The following is a 14823-nucleotide window of genomic DNA, read 5'->3' as shown; positions in this document are numbered from 1 at the left end:
TCAGTCTCCTTTAACTGGATTGTCGAGATAGCCCTGCAGTATGAATACCGCGGCCATTTTATCGATTACAGCTTTTCGTTTTTTTCGGGAGAGGTCCGCTTCAAGGAGCGATCTCTCGGCACCGATGGTGCTGAGACGCTCATCCCATAATATTATTTTAACATCTGGCAGTTTCTTTTCAAGCAATTTACTGTAGTGGATGGATCTGTCGCCACTTTCTCCGACAGAGTTGTTCATGTTTTTGGGAAGACCGACGATGATTGTGGAGACATCGTTCTCCTCTACAATCCGGGCCACCTCTTCAATGCCGTATACTTCCTCTTCGTAGTTGATCTTCAGTGTCGTCAGCCCTTGTGCTGTCCATCCCAGTGCATCGCTCAGTGCAATGCCGACCGTTTTGGTGCCTACATCCAGTCCCAGTATCCTATTCATGGATTTCCTTCTCGATGTAGGTCCTTACAAGCACTTCCATGATTTCGTCACGGTCAATGTGCCGGATCTGATTCCTCGCTTCATTATGACGGGGAATGTACGCAGGGTCACCGCTCTGCAGATAGCCCACAATCTGGTTTATGGGGTTGTACCCGCGCTCTTCCAGCGTGTTATAGACAATGGTCATGATCTCCTTCACATTGTGTGCTTTTGCTTCGTCCACATTGAACTTCATCGTTTCGTCAAATTGATTCAAATTCAGCACTCCCATCCTTGCTTGCATTTCCATCCATTATATCATTGATGTCCTTTTATTGAGTACTTTTAATGTAGTCTTCAACAAATTGTAATGCATTTGTTATATTCTCGGGTGCCGTACCGCCACCCTGCGCCATATCCGGCCGGCCGCCGCCTTTGCCCTCCACGGTGGAGGCCATGCCCTTCATGATTTCGCCGGCCTTGAATCTGCCTGTCAGCTCTTTCGGCACAGTGACTACAAGCGACACCTTGCCTTCGTTCACGGAGCCGAGGGCAATGACCGTATCCTGCGCCCGGGATTTGATGCGGTCCATCGTTTCGCGAAGTTCCTTTGCACCATCTGCCGACACCTCTTTGGACAGCACGCGGACACCGCCGATCTCCTTGATGTCGCCTGTGACATCCGCCAGCTTTTCATCCTGTCTGGATTCCTGCAGGGCCTTGATTTTCTGCTGCAGCGTGCGGTTCTCGTCAAGCAGCGATTCGATGCGCTTTTCCACCTGGTTCTCCTTGACCTTCAGGCGCCCCGAGATGGACGCGAGCTGCGCCTCCTTCTCCTTGTAGACATTGACGGCGTAGCGGCTCGTCACGGCCTCAATCCTGCGTACGCCGGCACCGATGCCTGTTTCGGAGACGATCTTGAACAGTCCGATCTCCCCGGTGTTCCTGACATGAATTCCGCCGCACAGCTCGACTGAATACTGGTCGATATCCACTACCCGGACGACATCGCCGTATTTCTCCCCGAACAGCGCCATCGCCCCCTTCTCCTTCGCCTGGTCGATCGGCATTTCAGAAATCTGGACGTTCATGTTGCTGTAGATCTTCTCGTTGACGATTGCTTCGATCCTTTCTGTCTCTTCCTCTGTCAGACCTTCAAGATGGGAGAAGTCGAAGCGCAGACGCTCCTTCTCGACGAGGGAGCCCGCCTGGTTGACATGGTCCCCGAGCACATCCCTGAGTGCCTGATGGAGCAGGTGCGTCGCCGTATGGTTCTTGGTGATGAAATCGCGGCTGTCCTTCAGCACCTCGAGGGTGAACGTTTCACCGGTTTTGACAGTGCCGGACTCGATGCGGGCGACATGGACATTCTGTCCATTCGGCGCACGGTATACCGACTCGACCTGAAGTTCCGCATCACCGCTTGAGATGCGGCCCTTGTCCGCAACCTGGCCGCCGCTTGTGGCATAGAACGGCGTCCTGTCGAAGATCAGCTCCACCGGCCCCTCTGTGGCGCGGTCGACCGTCTGGTCCTCCTGTATGATATAGAGCAGGCGGCCCGCCTCCCTGAGGGAGTGGTAGCCGGTGAATTCGCTCTGTTCGGTAAGTCCGGCAAGCGTCTCGGACTGCACCTGCATGGATTCGCCCGACTTTCTTGCGTTCCGCGCACGCTCCCGCTGCTGCTTCATCTCCTCGATGAATCCTTCCTCATCTACTTCGAGGCCGTCGTTCTCTGCATATTCCTTCGTCAGCTCATACGGGAAGCCGTATGTGTCATAGAGCCTGAAGGCATCGTGCCCGCTGATGACACCGCCGCCGGCCTTCGCCTTTTCCCGGACCTGCTCGTATATCTGGATGCCTTCATCAAGCGTCGCCAGGAACCGCTCCTCCTCCTTCTGGATGACGTCGCGGATGAAGGAGAGGCGCTCTGTGACATTCGGGTAGAAACCGTGCATGACTTCCGCCACCGGGTCTGCAAGCTCATACATGAAGGCACGCTCGATGTCGAGCTCCTTGCTGAAGCGCACTGCCCGGCGGATGAGCCTTCTGAGGACGTAACCGCGGCCCTCGTTCGAAGGCAGTGCCCCGTCTGCGACCGCAAAGCTCACAGTACGGATATGATCGCTGATGACCTTGAAGGCGACATCCGTAGCGTCATTCTGTCCATACTTCCTGCCGCTGATCTCCTCGATACGGGAGAGGATCGGTGTGAACAGGTCCGTGTCGAAGTTCGTCGGCACCTCCTGCGTGATGCTTGCCATGCGTTCAAGCCCCATGCCGGTATCGATGTTCTTCTTCGGCAGCGGTGTATATGATCCATCCTTGTTATGGTTGAATTCACTGAACACCAGATTCCAGATTTCGAGGTACCGCTCGTTTTCGCCGCCCGGATACATCTCCTCGGCCGGTGTGTCGAATTCGAATTCCGGACCACGGTCGTAGAAGATTTCGCTGTTCGGTCCACATGGACCTTCACCGATATCCCAGAAGTTGCCCTCGATGCGGATGATGCGCTCCGGGGACAGTCCGATGACATCCCTCCAGATGTTGTAGGCATCCTCATCCTCCGGGTGTATCGTCACATAGAGCAGATTTTCGTCAAACCCGATCCAGTCACTGCTGGTCAGGAAGTCCCAGGCATACTTGATTGCCCCTTCCTTGAAGTAGTCCCCGATGGAGAAGTTCCCGAGCATTTCGAAGAATGTATGGTGGCGGGCTGTAAACCCGACGTTTTCTATATCGTTTGTACGTATCGCCTTCTGCGCGTTGACGATCTTCGGATTGTCCGGGATGACCCGGCCGTCGAAGTACTTCTTCAGCGTCGCCACGCCGGAGTTGATCCACAGCAGTGAATCGTCGTCGATCGGGACTAGCGGCGCACTCGGCTCCACCATGTGCCCCTGTGTTCTGAAATAGCTGATGAACAGCTCCCTTATCTCATTGCCTGTCAATTGCTTCATTACTCTCACTCCTCAGTTTTTGGAAAATAAAAAAAGACCCTCCCAAAATATATGGGACGATCTGGACCGCGGTACCACCCAAGTTATGACCGTAGTCATCACTCCAAGAGTATTTACCTGGACGGAAAGCAGCACGTGAAGGGATGCGTCATTGTTTCCACCAGCCACAATGTCTCTGTATAGCACATGCCCACACTTAGAATTCCATCTTTATTAAACTTGCTTTGATTATAGAAATATTCAGCCGATATGTCAAATGAAATCGTATGGCGTAACGCCGTCCATATTGATCATCGCCGGAATCTCGAACATCCGCTCTTCGGAGAGGGTTTCCGGAGCCGCCTGGGGGGGTTCCTCCCCTGATTCCGATGCCTTGCCGAATAGCAGGCGGATCATTTCATAGAGGGATGTGCGGCGCTGGATGCCCTCCTTCTCCAGTGATTCATAGAAGGCTTCCGCGTCACCGCACAGTATCAGCGACTCCTTCGCTCGTGTGATGCCGGTATAGACGATGTTCTTCATCAGCATGTGGCGGTAGCTCCGGACCACCGGCATGATGACGATCGGGTATTCACTCCCCTGCGCCTTGTGGATGCTGGTGCAGTATGCATGGGAGAGCTCCGTCAGTTCCTTCCGCTCATAGGCGATATGGATGCCCTCGTAGTCGACCATGATGGTATCCTTCTCCGCCCCGTCGCCATCCTTGAAAAGGATGGATTCGATGACGCCGGAGTCGCCGTTGAAGATGTTGTCCTCTGCACGGTTGACGAGCTGGATGACTTTGTCGCCCTCCCTGAAGATGACATCCCCGAAGGCGATTTCATTCTTGTCCTCCTCCTCGGGGTTCAGGATGGACTGGAGAATCTGGTTGAGCTTCAGTATGCCTGCATCCCCCTTATAGATCGGGGCCAGCACCTGGATGTCCCGCATATCATATCCCTTGGCCACGGCCTTGTTGACCACATTATCCACGAGGTCCGGGATCTGGCTCACCCTTGCCGGAATGAACAGCCGGTCCTTGAACTTCTCGGTAATGTCCATCCGCCTCTGCTCCTTGATCTCATGCGCGAGGCGGATGATGGAGGAGCCCTCCCCCTGGCGGTAGATCGTGTCGAGTTCGGTCACGGGAATGATTTCAGACTCTATCAGATCCTTGAAGACCGTCCCCGGGCCGACCGAAGGGAGCTGGTCCCTGTCGCCGACGAACACAAGGTTCGTGTAGGGCTGTACATTGCGCATCAGCTGGTAGAAGAGCCACGTGTCGACCATGGACATCTCATCGATGATGATCAGATCGGCATCGATCTCTGCATCGATCATTTCATCCTTTTCCGTATCCATCCCCCACCCGATCATCCGGTGGATCGTGGAGGCGGGGATGCCGGCGGTCTCGCTCAGCCGCTTCGACGCCCGTCCCGTCGGCGCGACGAGTTTGATAGGATATTCATCCCCCTCGTACTCATCGTGCGCCTTCAGATCATGGAGTTCATGATAGGCCTTGATGATGCCTTTGACGATGGTCGTCTTGCCCGTCCCTGGACCGCCTGTGATGATGGAGATCTTCTCCGTCAGTGCAGCGATCATCGCGGACTTCTGCTTCGCATTGTAGTGGATGTCGAACCGCTCCCCCACTTCGCTGATGACTTCCCCCGCCTTCTCCTCGCTGACCGGGATGTCGGTGCGGTCATTCATCATCCTGTAGATCTGTTCAGAGGACTTGTATTCGGAATAGAACAGCGAAGGAATATACAGGCGGTTTTCATATTGGACCAGCTTATCGTTGTCGGAAAGCGAATCGATCGTCCGGCTGATGTCCTCCCTGGTGAAATATTCCTGGCCATCCTGGTTCAGCAGGTCGGCTGCCAGATCGATCAATTCATCGTGGCCCATGTAGGTGTGCCCGTCCGACATGACGATGCCTTCCATGATGTACATGATGCCCGCCTCAAGACGGCTTTCGTCATTGCGGGCGATGCCGGCTGTATGGGCGATGCGGTCCGCCGTCTGGAAACCGATCCCTTCTATGTCCATGACCAGCCTGTATGGATCCTTCTCTATCACGTGGAGCGCCTGATCCTGATACGTCTTCAGGATCTTTGCACTCATGCGCGCTCCGAACCCGAGCTCGGTGAGCTTGATGACGAGCCTTTCGGTCTGGCTGTTCTCGAGGATGCGGTGATGGATCATCTCCCGCTTCTTCGCAGTGAGTCCTCCAACCGCATCGAGGGCCGACCGGTCATCTGCAATCTTCTTCAGGGCATCGACACCGAGCGTTTCGACGATTTTCTTGGCAGTCTTCTCGCCGATGCCGGGGAAGGTGTCCCCGGACAGGTACTGGATGACGCCGCGCACTGTGGTCGGCTGCTCCTTCCTGAACGTTTCCGCACTGAACTGCTCACCGAAGCGGGCGTGCTTGGTCACCTTCCCGGAGAAGCGGTAGGTCTCCCCTTCCGCAATCGCATGGAAGTAGCCGGTGACGATCACTTCATCATCGAAGTGTGTATTCGTTTCATTTATCAATACTTTGAGTACAGTAAAGCGCGTCTGTTCACTGAGGAATATGACGCGCTCCACTTCACCAACGATATAGGTATCGTCATAGATTGTTGATTGTGCCAACTGAGATCACCGTCCCTGACGCTTGCTGTCTTCCTATTTGAGTTTGCTGATGGCATTGTGGGCAAGATGATGGTCTGCCTGGATGTCGACGGCCCGGTGAAAGTGCACGAGCGCCTGTTCCTGGTCATCATCCTTCATCAGCTTCAGAAGCCCCATATTATACTCGGCGTCTGCATTCTCCTCTTTCCTGATCACTTTCCCAAGCAGCTTGTCGGCCGGTTCATACAGGCCGATCTGGCAGCACAGCAGCCCATACTGGAAAGTGATTTCCAGATCTTCAGGCTTCGCCTTGTGGGCAGCTTCGAAGAACTGCAGCGCCCGCTCTGCATCATTGAGGTGGATATGCGACATGCCCAGCATGAAGTTCAGATCCCCGTCTTCCGGATTCCGGCTGTATGCAAGCAGATAGAGCCTGACCGCCTCTTCGAACCGCTCGCGGTCATAGTAGATGTTGGCGAGTGTATAGTATGCGCTTGTGCTTCCGGGATTCAGCGTGATCGCCTTCTGGAGGAAGCGTTCCGCCTCCTCATCCCTTCCTGCCTGGTGGAGGAGGTTCCCGCCATTGATATAGTGGGCCTCCTCTTCCGGGTGTGCTTCTATCTCCTTGAAGATCTCCTCGAGTGCCTCTTCAATTCGTCCGTCTTTGATCAATTGTTCATACTTGATTGTCATTATCCCAGATACTCCAATTCTTTCGCTTCTTTGAAGACGCGGTCGATCGTGGCACCGCCGAGACAGACATCCCCATCATAGAAGACGACCGCCTGTCCGGGTGTGATTGCACGTGCCGGGTCGTGGAATTCCACATACAGTCTGCCGCCATCTTGTTTGGTCACCGTAACCGGCACATCCTCCTGGCGGTACCTGAACTTGGCTGTGCATTCAAAATGTTCCGGCGTATCATTGATGAAGTTAATTTCGGACGCTTCGAGGCTTGAAGAATAGAGGGCTTCATTTTCGTAGCCGGATACGACATAGAGTTCATTCGTCTCGAGATTCTTGCCTGCAACGAAGTATGGACCGCCGTCCCCTCCGATGCCGAGCCCCTGCCGCTGGCCGATTGTGTAGTACATCAGGCCATCGTGCCGACCTTTGTCTTCACCGGTGTCCATGTTGATCATGCGTCCCGGGTTCGCCGGAAGATATCCGCTCAGAAACTCCTTGAAGTCCCGCTCACCGATGAAGCAGATGCCGGTGGAGTCCTTCTTGTCCTTGGTGGCGAGGTCATACTCGTGGGCAAGAGCCCGTACTTCGGACTTCTCCATATGGCCGAGCGGGAACATGACGCGGGAGAGCTGCTCCTGGGACAGCTGGTTCAGGAAATAGGTCTGGTCCTTGTTGCGGTCGACCCCCCTGAGCATCGTCGTCCCATTTTCATCATGGATGACCCTTGCATAGTGGCCGGTCGCCACATAGTCCGCGCCGAGCTTCATGGCATGGTCGAGGAATGCCTTGAACTTGATTTCCTTGTTGCACATGACGTCGGGGTTTGGAGTCCTGCCCTTTTTATATTCGTCGAGGAAATATTGGAAGACCCTGTCATAGTACTCCTTCTCAAAGTTGACGGAGTAGTACGGGATTCCGATCTCCTCTGCAACCAGCCTGACATCCTCGTAGTCCTCGGTTGCCGTGCATACACCGAACTCATCGGTGTCGTCCCAGTTTTTCATAAAGATTCCAATGGTGTTGTAGCCCCGGTCTTTGAGCAGCTTGGCTGTGACGGAACTGTCCACGCCGCCGCTCATGCCGACTACAACTGTAATGTTCGAGTTGTCCATCAGATCATTCCTTTCCATTTATAATTATCAGTTCATCAGTCTTTCATATATATCCTTCAGTGCTGCAACGATTCTTTCGATTTCCTCATCCGTCATCATGTACGAGAAGCTGAAACGTATGGATTTCGTGCTCCTGTCCGTTTCCCCGTACATCGATGCCAGTACATGGGAAGGCTCCAGGGTGCCTGCATGGCATGCCGAACCCGCAGAGAGGTAGATGTCCGCCATATCGAGGGCCGTAAGCAGAAATTCCGCATCGGTCCATGGGAAATGTATATTGATGATGTGGCTCGCCGCCTGATTGACATCCCCATTCACCTCGAACGGGATTTCGGCTGCTGTGAGCGTGTTCAGCAGCAGTTCCTTCAGCTGCATCTCCCGGAGGCTCCGCTGCGTCATCGTGTCTGAAGCCTTCTGCATCGCTTCTGCCATCGCCTGTATCCACAGGACATTCTCGGTACCGCCTCTTGCATCCCGCTCCTGGGAGCCGCCCGTGATCACCGGGGCAAGATGGACATCTTTCGATCTGTAGAGCAGTCCCACACCTTTCGGTCCATACAGCTTATGGGCGCTCAGCGACAGTAGATCCACACCGAGGTCTTCGACATCAACCGTCATATGCCCGAATGCCTGGACCGCATCGACATGGAGGAGCGCATCGTGCCCTGAGAGCATCTCCTTGATTTCATAGATCGGCTGCATTACACCCGTTTCATTGTTGACGAGCATGACCGATACGAGTGCAGTATCCTCCCGGAGGGCGCGCTTCAGTGCCCCCATGTCCACCACACCCTTCTCATCGGCAGGGATATAGGTGATCTCGGCATCAGCCTCGAGGGCTTTGTACGTGTTCAGCACAGAGGCGTGCTCAATCTCGGTCGTGATGACATGCGGACGTTCATGGCGTCCGATCACTCCCCTGATTGCCATGTTGTTCGCCTCGGTCGCACCGCTTGTGAAGACGATTTCCGAAGCCGATGCATTGAGCAGGGCAGCTATATCCCTTCTCGCCTTCTCAAGCTGTGCCTTGGCACGCTTGCCCGCCTTATGGATGCTGGATGGATTTCCGAATTCATCCGCATTGTCGATCATATTTTTTAGAATATCCCTGTCCACCGGGGTGGTTGCTGCATAGTCGGCATATACTTCCACTCTTGATCACCCTACTTTACAAATAGCTTTATTATACAATATAGAATTTTAACATGGAATAGTAAATTTTTATACTTTCCAAACCGTTTATTAGACAAAATAATTCGCATGGCCGATAATTGTTTCCAGATAGGAGGAATCACAAATGCCAAAGAAATTGACACCATCCATCCTGAACCTCGTGCCCGTACGTGAGGGCAAGGATGCCGGCGATGCATTCAGGGACATGGTGGACCTCGCCCAGCATGTGGATGGCTCCGACTACGCCAGATACTGGGTGGCCGAGCACCATAATACAACATCTATCGCGTCCTCTGCGACGCGTCAGCTCATCCACCACATACTGCAGCATACGGCGCACATACGCGTCGGAAGCGGCGGCGTCATGCTGCCGAACCATTCCCCCCTCGTCGTGGCAGAGGAGTTCGGCACGATGCATGCCATCTTCGGCGACCGGCTCGATATCGGGCTTGGACGCGCTCCGGGCACGGATATGCGGACAGCTGCAGCAATAAGGCGCAACAACCATGACGGTGTATATACATTCGGATCGGAAGTGGAGGACATCCGCAAATACCTCTCTGATGAAAAGACCCATGTCGTCGCCTTCCCCGGACAGGGCACAAACATTCCATTATACATCCTCGGGTCATCGACGGACTCTGCACATATTGCTGCACGACTCGGTCTGCCGTATGCGTTCGCGGCACACTTTGCACCGGATCAGATGGATGCAGCCTTCAAGATATACGAAAGGGAATTCGAGCCGTCGGATCAGCTCGATGCACCCTACAAAATCGCCTGCCTGAACGTCATCTGTGCGGATACGGACGAAGCGGCTAAGTATCTCTCGACGACAATGTCGCAGTTCGTACTGAACGTCGTCCGCGGCGGAAGAAATAAACTCCAGCCGCCGGTCGATGACATGGGACCGCTCTGGACGGAGCAGGAAAAACAGATTGTGGAAAGCCGTTTCCCCGTCGCGCTCCTCGGTTCGGAAGCGACGGTGCTGGATAAGCTCAGGCTCTTCCAAAGCCAGTATAATGCTGATGAAATCATGGCTGTCAGCTATATATATGACACCGATGCACAGAAGCATTCCTATGACATATTCGAAAAAGTGGTACAGAAATACAACAGCTGACCGACAGAAGACCCCTCATATTTTCATATGAGGGGTCTTCCTATTGAAAAATTTCAACTTTTTCGTGCAGGCAGCCGGAAACACTGTCGAGCGCCTCCACTATCCGATCGGCGTCTTCCTCCCTGCACAGTGTCAGGAGTGAAGGGCCGGCGCCGCTGATGACCGTCGCATAGGCGCCTTCCGACAGTGCAATCCTTCTGATGTCTCCATACTCCGCTATCAGAGATTCGCGGTATGGTTCATGGAGGCGGTCCGACATCATCAGCGCTCCCATGGACTGATAGTCCCTGTTCAGGATGGACAGCAGCATGACATTGTTGATGGCATTCTGACTGACCGCGTCCGCCCTCGAATATGTGGACGGGAGCGCCGCCCGCGCCTCCCCTGTATCAATCTCATATGGCGGCACACTGATGATGGCGGCAAGGCCGTCGGATGCCAATGTGTGGTAGTAGAGGCTGCCCTCACTGTAATATCCGACGAACAGACCGCCTGTTACAGCCGGTCCGACGTTGTCGGGGTGTCCTTCAAGCTCGCTGCCGCACATGACCTTGTCGAAATCGCTCAGTCCAAGATCGCAGAAATGATCTGCAAGCTCCACCCCGGCGATGATTGCCGAGGCCGAACTGCCCATGCCATGGGTCAGCGGAATTTCACTGCCCATTCTCACCTTCAGGGGCGGCAGTGTCCTGCCATATTTTTTGGCGATCCTGAGGGCAGTATCAAGGACGAGGTTCTTTTCGTCAGTGGGCAGGACTTCGAGGAAGTCATTTTCGAATACGACCTCGAAGCGCTCGCCCGCTTCCGCTTCAATCCTGAGGAACTTCCCGAGTGCGAGTCCCATGGAGTCGAATCCGGGCCCGAGGTTCGCACTCGTCGCCGGGACTTTAAACTGATGGGCTGGCATCTTTGGAAATACTTTCGATGTATTCGATGATCTGGTCTTCGTCATTCGGCAGCACCTTCGGTTTCTGTGTAATCTGTTCGATTGCAGTTTCCGGGTCTTTCAGGCCGTTTCCAGTGAGGACAGTCACGACTGTGGATCCCTTTTCGATTTTGCCGTTCTCAAGTGAGCGGATCAGTCCTGCAACCCCTGCATTGGAGCCCGGTTCTGCGAATATGCCTTCAGTCCCCGCGAGCAGTTCATAGGCAGCAAGGATCTCATCATCAGTGACCGCTTCGATGGCACCGCCGGATTCATCCCGTGCCGCCACCGCAAGCGACCAGCTCGCAGGATTTCCGATCCGGATGGCAGTGGCCACCGTCTCGGGCTGGGCGATGATTTCATCATTGACGATGGCCGCCGCCCCTTCCGCTTCAAAACCGAGCATCTTCGGCAGTCCGCATGATTTCTTTTCATCATACTCCTTGAACCCTTTCCAATAGGCGGAAATGTTGCCTGCATTCCCGACGGGTATCGTGAGGTAGTCCGGCGCCTTGCCGAGCACATCGACGATTTCAAACGCTGCCGTCTTCTGGCCTTCGAGCCTGTATGGATTGACCGAGTTGACGAGCGTGATGTCATCCTTCTCCTCGGCGATCCGGCGGACGATCTTGAGCGCCTCATCGAAGTTCCCCTCGATGGATACGATCTTCGCCCCGTACATCATCGCCTGGGCAAGTTTCCCAAGAGCGATCTTGCCCTCCGGAATGACGACGATGGTATTGAGGCCAGCCCGTGAGGCATAGGCTGCAGCAGAAGCGGAGGTATTGCCGGTCGATGCGCAGATGACCGTATGCGCCCCCTCCTCCTTCGCCTTGGCCACGGCCATGACCATGCCGCGATCCTTGAATGAACCGGTCGGGTTGGCCCCTTCAACCTTTGCGTAGAGGTCCGCTTCATATTTTTCACTCAGGGTATCAAGGCGTATAAGCGGAGTGTCCCCCTCATGCAGCGTCAGTTTCGGCGTCTCTTCGTTTACTGGGAGCAGCGCACTGTATTCTTTGATTAAACCTTGCCAATTTGCCATGCTATCAATCTCCTTCCACCTGATATATTGACTCGATGCGGTATTCCCGGTTTTGCTTCAGTTTTTCAAGCTGTTCCGGGTCGATTGGTGATGTAACCACCGTCGTCCCGGAATCCGCATCCACTACGCTGTACTCGACATTGAGGCCAGCGAGATGGGCCTTTACGTCCGCTTCAGCTGCATTGAAACGGATGAAATACTTATTGCTCGACTGCGATGGCTTTACGGACGCCGTCTGCTGCGGCGTCAGATTGAACTGCTTCCTGCCTGCATTGCGCCAGCAGTTGATCAAGTCAGACACGATGGCAGATGCCGTTTCCGGCCCGCCGGCACCAGGGCCGTAGAACATCGTTTCCCCGACCGCGTTGCCATTTACATATACGGCATTCTTTTCATAGGCGACCGAAGACAGCTGATGGTCCGCCGGCAGGAACACGGGTGCCACTTCAACCGACAGGCCCTGACCATCAAATTCACTTTTGCCTACAAGCTTCAGTATGAGCCCTTCCTTCTTGGCGGTCTCTATATCCTTCAGTTCAACATTGCTGATGCCTGTAACCGGAACCTCCTCAATATCGACCTTGCGGTCGTAGGCCAGCCGGGACAGGAGGACGATCTTCCGCTGGGCATCGAAACCGCCCACATCATTTGTGGGATCCGCTTCAGCATACCCCTTCTCCTGTGATTCCTTCAATGCCTTCTCATAATCCCAGCCGTCATTCGTCATTTTGGACAGGATGTAATTCGTCGTTCCGTTCAGGATGCCCATGACCTTATGTATCTCGTTGGCATTCAGACCATGCTCGATGGCGTGCAGGATCGGGATGCCGCCCGCCACGCTCGCTTCATACAGCAGCCGCGCATCATGTGCGTTCGCCACCTCGGTCAGTTCATCGATATATTTGGCAAGCATATCCTTGTTCGCACTGATGACGTGGATTCCTTTTTCCAGGAATTTCTTCAGAATATCCCGCGTATCCTCCATGCCGCCCATCACTTCGATTACGGCATCTATGTCATCGGCCCCATACAGGTCCTCAATGTTATCCGTCAGCTTCGCATCCTTCAGGTCGACATCCCGTTCCTTATGGATGTTGTTGACGAACACATGACTGATCGTTACATCTTCACCTATGAGTCCTGTGATCTTGCTTTTATTCATTGAGAGTACTTCCACGACTCCACAGCCGACCGTACCCATACCAAGTATTGCCAAATTCATATCGCAAACAACCTCCTGTTATCTTTTCATCGTATAAGATTATATATTAGAGAGAAAAGTTCAAAAATTCAAGAAATAATTTAAAAAAAGGTACACAAGTTTTAATATTTGATGTAATATTGTTTTTAAAATTCCGAAGACAGAGGTGTGAGATGATGAAAGTAGTGAAGTTTGGAGGCAGTTCCCTAAGCGATTCCCATCAGGTCAGAAAAGTGGCCAATATAATTAAAAGTGATTCCGAACGGCGGATTGCTGTCGTCTCGGCACCAGGCAAACGGTTCAGTGAGGATACGAAGGTCACGGACATGCTGATCGCCCTGCATGCCAACAAGACGGCCGGCTTTGATACCAGGGAGGCAATCGACCGTATCATCGAGAGGTTTTCTTCCATTATCAACGACCTCGGAATCGACCATAACCTGCTCGGCCGATACAGGGCCACCCTGAATGCCTACCTTGATACCATCGAGGAGGAGGACCGTCTGCTCGATGCATTGAAATCCTGCGGGGAGGACTTCAATGCGCAGCTTTTGAGTGCCCACCTGAATATGATCGGTGTGGCGGCGGAGTACATGTCACCGAAGGAAGCAGGCATACTGGTCACGGATGAACCTTCCAATGCCCAGCTGATCGAGTCATCCTACGATCAGCTGAACAGGCTGAAGGATTCTCCGCGTGTCATCGTCATTCCCGGCTTCTTCGGCTATTCTGAAAACGACCAGATCGTCACCTTCCCAAGAGGCGGCTCGGACATTACGGGTGCCATTGTAGCAAGGGGCGTCGAAGCCGAGCTGTATGAAAACTTTACAGATGTGAGCTTTATCTACTCCGCCCACCCGGGGCTCATCGACAATCCGCATGCCATCAAGGAAATCACTTACCGGGAGATGCGGGAGCTCTCCTATGCAGGGTTCGGTGTCTTCCATGACGAGGCGCTTGCCCCGGTATACAAGAAAAAGATTCCTATCATGATCAGAAACACGAACGACCCGGACGTCGAAGGGACGAAAATAGTTGCAGAACGGGAATTCATCCCTGAAATGCCGGTCATCGGAATCAGCTGTGATGAAGGCTTCACTTCAATCACCATGAACAAATACCTGATGAACCGGGAGATCGGTTTCACGAGACGGCTGCTGCAGATACTAGAAGACCACTGCCTGTCCTATGAGCACATCCCGTCCGGCATCGACAATCTCTCCATCATACTCAGATCCAGACAGTTTGAAGGCAACACGAAGCTCGAAGAGGTCATGGCGGACATCAACGACAAGCTCGAGCCGGAATCCATGTATGTGGAGGAGGACCTGGTGCTTCTTGTCATCGTCGGCGAGGGCATGAAGGAGCATATCGGCATCGCAACCAAGACGACGACTGCGCTGAGCGATAATGGTGTCAACATCAGCATGATCAACCAGGGTGCATCCGAAATCAGCATGATGTTTGCGATTGCCCTGAAAGATGAGGAAAAGGCGCTCCGTGCCATCTACAGCAACTATTTCAAAGAAGTGAAAGTGTGATTTTGGCATTCAAATGGATGAATGATTCTCTCTCACAGGGTATACTG

General features: G+C 53.7%; 12 protein-coding genes. 2 read left to right on the top strand and 10 right to left on the bottom strand.

Annotated elements, in window-relative coordinates:
- The 7 genes from ruvX to BO53_RS0112870 form a co-directional block, all read right to left on the bottom strand.
- Positions 1–432, bottom strand: coding sequence for a Holliday junction resolvase RuvX (ruvX, locus tag BO53_RS0112900; protein ID WP_031548939.1), 432 nt, complete (start codon positions 430–432; stop codon positions 1–3).
- Positions 425–688, bottom strand: coding sequence for an IreB family regulatory phosphoprotein (locus BO53_RS0112895; protein WP_156956153.1), 264 nt, complete (start codon positions 686–688; stop codon positions 425–427). Before BO53_RS0112895 ends, ruvX begins: the two co-directional genes overlap by 8 nt.
- 55 nt (positions 689–743) lie before the next feature.
- Positions 744–3371, bottom strand: a complete 2628-nt coding sequence (alaS, locus tag BO53_RS0112890) for an alanine--tRNA ligase (RefSeq protein ID WP_031548933.1) — start codon at positions 3369–3371, stop codon at positions 744–746.
- 252 nt (positions 3372–3623) lie between these two features.
- Positions 3624–5990, bottom strand: coding sequence for an SF1B family DNA helicase RecD2 (gene recD2, locus BO53_RS0112885; protein WP_031548930.1), 2367 nt, complete (start codon positions 5988–5990; stop codon positions 3624–3626).
- A 33-nt stretch (positions 5991–6023) separates the two neighbouring features.
- Positions 6024–6662, bottom strand: coding sequence for a tetratricopeptide repeat protein (locus tag BO53_RS0112880; protein WP_031548927.1), 639 nt, complete (start codon positions 6660–6662; stop codon positions 6024–6026).
- Positions 6662–7768: a tRNA 2-thiouridine(34) synthase MnmA gene (gene mnmA / locus BO53_RS0112875; protein WP_031548925.1), complete on the bottom strand. Its 1107-nt coding sequence runs from the start codon at positions 7766–7768 to the stop codon at positions 6662–6664. Before mnmA ends, BO53_RS0112880 begins: the two co-directional genes overlap by 1 nt.
- Positions 7769–7795: 27 nt before the next feature.
- Complete coding sequence (locus tag BO53_RS0112870) at positions 7796–8920, bottom strand: cysteine desulfurase family protein (RefSeq protein ID WP_031548922.1); 1125 nt, start codon at positions 8918–8920, stop codon at positions 7796–7798.
- Between the two features lie 145 nt (positions 8921–9065).
- Here BO53_RS0112870 and BO53_RS0112865 point away from each other — a divergent pair, with 145 nt between their 5' ends.
- Positions 9066–10064: an LLM class flavin-dependent oxidoreductase gene (locus BO53_RS0112865; RefSeq protein ID WP_031548919.1), complete on the top strand. Its 999-nt coding sequence runs from the start codon at positions 9066–9068 to the stop codon at positions 10062–10064.
- Positions 10065–10104: 40 nt separating this feature from the next.
- Here the strand turns inward: BO53_RS0112865 and thrB are convergent, their stop codons facing one another.
- The 3 genes from thrB to BO53_RS0112850 are packed head-to-tail and all read right to left on the bottom strand — an operon-like array spanning position 10105 to position 13256.
- On the bottom strand, positions 10105–11016 hold the full coding sequence (gene thrB / locus BO53_RS0112860; protein ID WP_245608241.1) for a homoserine kinase: 912 nt from the start codon (positions 11014–11016) through the stop codon (positions 10105–10107).
- Positions 10952–12034, bottom strand: coding sequence for a threonine synthase (gene thrC, locus BO53_RS0112855; protein WP_031548912.1), 1083 nt, complete (start codon positions 12032–12034; stop codon positions 10952–10954). The genes thrB and thrC overlap by 65 nt, the downstream gene beginning before the upstream one ends.
- A 4-nt stretch (positions 12035–12038) precedes the next feature.
- On the bottom strand, positions 12039–13256 hold the full coding sequence (locus BO53_RS0112850) for a homoserine dehydrogenase (RefSeq protein WP_031548909.1): 1218 nt from the start codon (positions 13254–13256) through the stop codon (positions 12039–12041).
- A gap of 155 nt (positions 13257–13411) precedes the next feature.
- On the opposite strand from BO53_RS0112850, the gene BO53_RS0112845 reads away from it, so the two are divergent.
- Complete coding sequence (locus tag BO53_RS0112845; RefSeq protein WP_031548905.1) at positions 13412–14776, top strand: aspartate kinase; 1365 nt, start codon at positions 13412–13414, stop codon at positions 14774–14776.
- The last annotated feature ends 47 nt before the right edge of the window (positions 14777–14823 follow it).

Origin of the sequence: Salinicoccus luteus DSM 17002 (genome assembly GCF_000712035.1) — a bacterium.
GTDB lineage: Bacteria > Bacillota > Bacilli > Staphylococcales > Salinicoccaceae > Salinicoccus > Salinicoccus luteus.
The sequence above is the reverse complement of the archived record's forward strand: the minus strand, read 5'-3'. Positions and strand labels throughout refer to the sequence as shown.

Excerpts from the sequence above, each read along its gene's own strand:
- ruvX (WP_031548939.1), bottom strand. The coding sequence starts at position 432 with ATGAATAGGATACTGGGACTGGATGTAGGCACCAAAACGGTCGGCATT.
- alaS (WP_031548933.1), bottom strand. The coding sequence starts at position 3,371 with ATGAAGCAATTGACAGGCAATGAGATAAGGGAGCTGTTCATCAGCTAT.
- BO53_RS0112880 (WP_031548927.1), bottom strand. The coding sequence starts at position 6,662 with ATGACAATCAAGTATGAACAATTGATCAAAGACGGACGAATTGAAGAG.
- mnmA (WP_031548925.1), bottom strand. The coding sequence starts at position 7,768 with ATGGACAACTCGAACATTACAGTTGTAGTCGGCATGAGCGGCGGCGTG.
- BO53_RS0112865 (WP_031548919.1), top strand. The coding sequence starts at position 9,066 with ATGCCAAAGAAATTGACACCATCCATCCTGAACCTCGTGCCCGTACGT.
- thrB (WP_245608241.1), bottom strand. The coding sequence starts at position 11,016 with ATGACGAAGACCAGATCATCGAATACATCGAAAGTATTTCCAAAGATG.
- thrC (WP_031548912.1), bottom strand. The coding sequence starts at position 12,034 with ATGGCAAATTGGCAAGGTTTAATCAAAGAATACAGTGCGCTGCTCCCA.
- BO53_RS0112850 (WP_031548909.1), bottom strand. The coding sequence starts at position 13,256 with ATGAATTTGGCAATACTTGGTATGGGTACGGTCGGCTGTGGAGTCGTG.
- BO53_RS0112845 (WP_031548905.1), top strand. The coding sequence starts at position 13,412 with ATGAAAGTAGTGAAGTTTGGAGGCAGTTCCCTAAGCGATTCCCATCAG.